General features: G+C 75.5%; 2 protein-coding genes. Both read left to right on the top strand.

Annotated features, from left to right (window positions below):
* On the top strand, positions 1–1961 hold a 1961-nt coding region (locus ACVNF4_RS33740; protein WP_461806683.1), incomplete at its 5' end, for a DEAD/DEAH box helicase.
* 59 nt (positions 1962–2020) lie between these two features.
* A partial coding sequence (locus ACVNF4_RS33735; protein ID WP_461806682.1) for an SWIM zinc finger family protein occupies positions 2021–3697 on the top strand: 1677 nt, incomplete at its 3' end.

Raw genomic sequence — 3697 nt, 5'->3', positions numbered from 1 at the left:
CCCTCGCCGTCCGCCGCGCCGCACGCGTGTGGCCCCCGCTGGCCCGCCTCACCGAGCGGGACGCGCCCGACGTGCTGGCCCTCTCCGAAGAGGAGGTCAGCGACCTGCTGGGCCGTGCGGCGGCCCGGCTCGCCCAGGCCGGAGTCGCCGTCCACTGGCCCCGCGACCTCGCGCAGGACCTCACCGCCACCGCCGTCGTCCGCTCCGCCCCCGGCTCCGCGACGGACGGCACGGGCTTCTTCGAGGGCGAGGAACTCCTCAAGTTCCACTGGCAGCTCGCCCTCGGCGGCGACCCGCTCTCCGAGGCCGAGATGGACGCCCTGGCCGAGGCCCACCGGCCCGTCGTCCGGCTGCGCGACCGGTGGGTCGTCGTCGACCCCGAGCTGGTCCGCAAGGCCCGCAAGCGCGAACTCGGCCTCCTCGACCCGGTCGACGCCCTGTCCGTCGCCCTCACCGGCAGCGCCGAGATCGACGGCGAGCGGGTCGAGGCCGTCCCCGTCGGAGCGCTGGCCACCCTCCGCGACCGGCTCACGGCCGGCCTGACACCCGCCGACCCCCCGGCCGCCCTCAAGGCCACCCTGCGCGACTACCAGCTACGCGGCCTCGCCTGGCTCGACCTGATGACCTCCCTCGGCCTCGGCGGCTGCCTCGCCGACGACATGGGCCTCGGCAAGACCGTCACCCTCATCGCCCTGCACCTCAAGCGCGCCCGCCCCGAACCCACCCTCGTCGTCTGCCCCGCCTCCCTCCTCGGCAACTGGCAGCGCGAGATCGGCAAGTTCGCCCCCGGCGTCCCCGTCCGCCGCTTCCACGGCCCCGAGCGCACCCTCGACGGCCTCACCGGCGGCTTCGTCCTCACCACCTACGGCACCCTGCGCTCCGCCGCCGGCGCGTTCGCAGGCCGGCCCTGGGGCATGGTCGTCGCCGACGAGGCGCAGCACGTGAAGAACCCCCACTCCGCGACCGCCAAGGCCCTGCGGACCATCCCGGCGCCCGCGCGCGTGGCGCTCACCGGCACCCCCGTGGAGAACAACCTCTCCGAACTCTGGGCCCTCCTCGACTGGACCACCCCCGGCCTCCTCGGCCCTCTCAAGGCGTTCCGCTCCCGGCACGCGCGCGCGGTGGAGAACGGCGAGGACACCGAAGCCGTCGAGCGCCTCGCCCGCCTGGTGCGCCCCTTCCTGCTGCGCCGCCGCAAGTCCGACCCCGGGATCGTCCCCGAACTCCCGCCCAAGACCGAGACCGACCACCCCGTGCCGCTCACCCGCGAACAGACCGCGCTGTACGAGGCCGTCGTCCGGGAGTCGATGCTCGCCATCGAGACGTCCGACGGCATGGCCCGCCGGGGCCTCGTCCTCAAGCTCCTCGGCGCGCTCAAGCAGATCTGCGACCACCCCGCGCTGTACCTCAAGGAAGACCCCGGCGCCCCCGGCCGCTCCGGCAAACTCGCCCTCCTGGACGAGCTGTTGGACACGGTCCTCGCGGAGGACGGCTCCGCCCTCGTCTTCACCCAGTACGTCGGCATGGCCCGCCTCGTCACCGCGCACCTCGCCGCCCGCGCGGTCCCCGTCGAACTCCTCCACGGCGGCACACCCGTCCCGGAGCGCGAGCGCATGGTCGACCGGTTCCAGGACGGCGCCACCCCCGTCCTCGTCCTCTCCCTCAAGGCCGCCGGCACCGGACTCAACCTCACGCGCGCGGGGCACGTGATCCACGTCGACCGGTGGTGGAACCCCGCGGTCGAGGAGCAGGCCACCGACCGCGCGTACCGCATCGGACAGACCCAGCCCGTCCAGGTCCACCGGCTCATCACCGAAGGCACCGTCGAGGACCGCATCGCCGAGATGCTGGAGAGCAAGCGCGCCCTCGCGGACTCGATCCTCGGCGCGGGCGAGGCGGCACTGACCGAACTGACCGACCGGGAGCTGTCCGACCTGGTGTCGCTGCGGAGGGAGGGGTGATGGGGGACGGCGCGGTGCAGGCTGCTGAGGAGGCTTCGGTTTCGGTGAAGGGGGCCGGTGTGGCGCGTTCCGGGGCGAAGGGCGAGGCGGACGACGAGGGTGCGCGGGCGGCGCGGCCCGGTGACGCCGCTCGGGCCGCTCTGCGGGAAGCGCTGGCTGCGCGGCGGGGGGCCGCCGGGAGGGACGGCTCGGGGGATTCCGGTGCTGGTGAGGGAGGTGCCGATCCTGAGGAGGGCTCCGTGCGTGCGGGCGGCTCCGCCGGGGAGGGGGGTGCCGCCGCTGTTCGGAGTGCTGCGGCAGGGGCGGGTGCCGGGAGCGCACGGCGTGCGGGTGATGCGCGGGAAGGGGAGCACTCCGGTGCGCGTGGGGGGTCGGCTGCTTCTGATGCCGGTTCCTCCGGGACTTCGGAGGCAAGCTCGTCCGAGAAGCCGGCCGCCCCTGTCGCCGCTCCTCGGCCCGGCGACGCCGCCCGGGAGGCGCTGCGGGCCGCGCGGGCCAAGATGCGGGAGGAGAGCGAGACCGCGGCCCAAGGCGAGCGGAAGCCGGGGCGGGGCCGACCGGTTCCGGGCGAGTCGGTCGCGGGCGAGCGGGTGCGCGATCTGAAGAGCTGGCTGTCGGGGGCGTTCCGGATGCCTCCCGAGGCCGAGGAAGCACAGGGCCAGGAAGGGGAGACCGGGGAACCGGGGCGGGCGCCGGGAGCGCAGCACGAGCCGTACGACGATGTCGAGCGCGAAGTCGGGCCCGCGCCCGAGGCCGAGTCCGCGTGCCGACCTCAGCCCGCGCCCAAGCCTGACTCCAAGTCCGCGCCCCAGCCTCAGTCCGAGTCCGAGTCCGACGACGCTCCCACCCCCTGGGCCACCCCGGCGCCCCCGCCCACCGACCCCGTCCAGCACACCCCGGGTCCGGACCCCACCCCGATCTCGGACCTGCTCGCGCACTGGTCCCAGCCTCCGGGAACACGCCGGCCCTCGGCGGCCCCCCGTACCCCTGAGGTACCCCGTACCCCGGCCTCCTCCCAGCCCCCGTACGTCCCCAGAACCATGGCCTCCCCCTCCAGGGACGGCGACCTCCGGCGTACCTTCCCCGCGTTGCCCTCCCAGGAACCCCCCTTCGCCCGGACCTGGTGGGGCCAGGCGTGGGTCTCCGCGCTGGAGGGCGGCGCGCTGGACGCGGCGCGGCTGCTGCGGGGGAAGGGGTACGCGGAGGGCGGCCGGGTGGACGCGATCACGGTGACGCCGGGGTCGGTGCTGGCGTACGTGCAGGGGAGCCGGCCACGCCCGTACCGGGTGCAGGTGCGGCTGCGGACGTGGGAGGCGGAGGACTGGGAGAGGTTCCTCGGCGCGGCGGTGGAGCGGCCGGGGCAGATCGCCGCGCTGCTGGACAAGGAGGTTCCGCCGTCGCTGGCGGCGGAGTCCGGGATGCCGCTGCTGCCGGTGGCGGGCGAGTTGGAGCCGCAGTGCAGTTGCCCCGACCACGGGTACCCCTGCAAGCACGCGGCGGCGCTCTGCTACCAGACCGCGCGCCTGCTGGACGCCGACCCGTTCGTCCTGCTCCTGCTGCGCGGCCGGGGCGAACGCGACCTGCTGGACACGCTGGCCCGCCGCAGCGCCGCGCACGCGGCTCGCACCGCGCGGGAGCGGGAGACCGAGGATCTGCCGGGCGTCCGGGCCACCGATGCGATCGCGCGGCGGGCTCAACTCCCCTCCCCGCCGGCCCCGTTGCCGGTGCCACGGCAC

The sequence above is a fragment of the Streptomyces sp. S6 genome (assembly GCF_054880855.1).
Note: the sequence above shows the minus strand (reverse complement) of the source record. Positions and strands in the feature narration are given on the sequence as shown.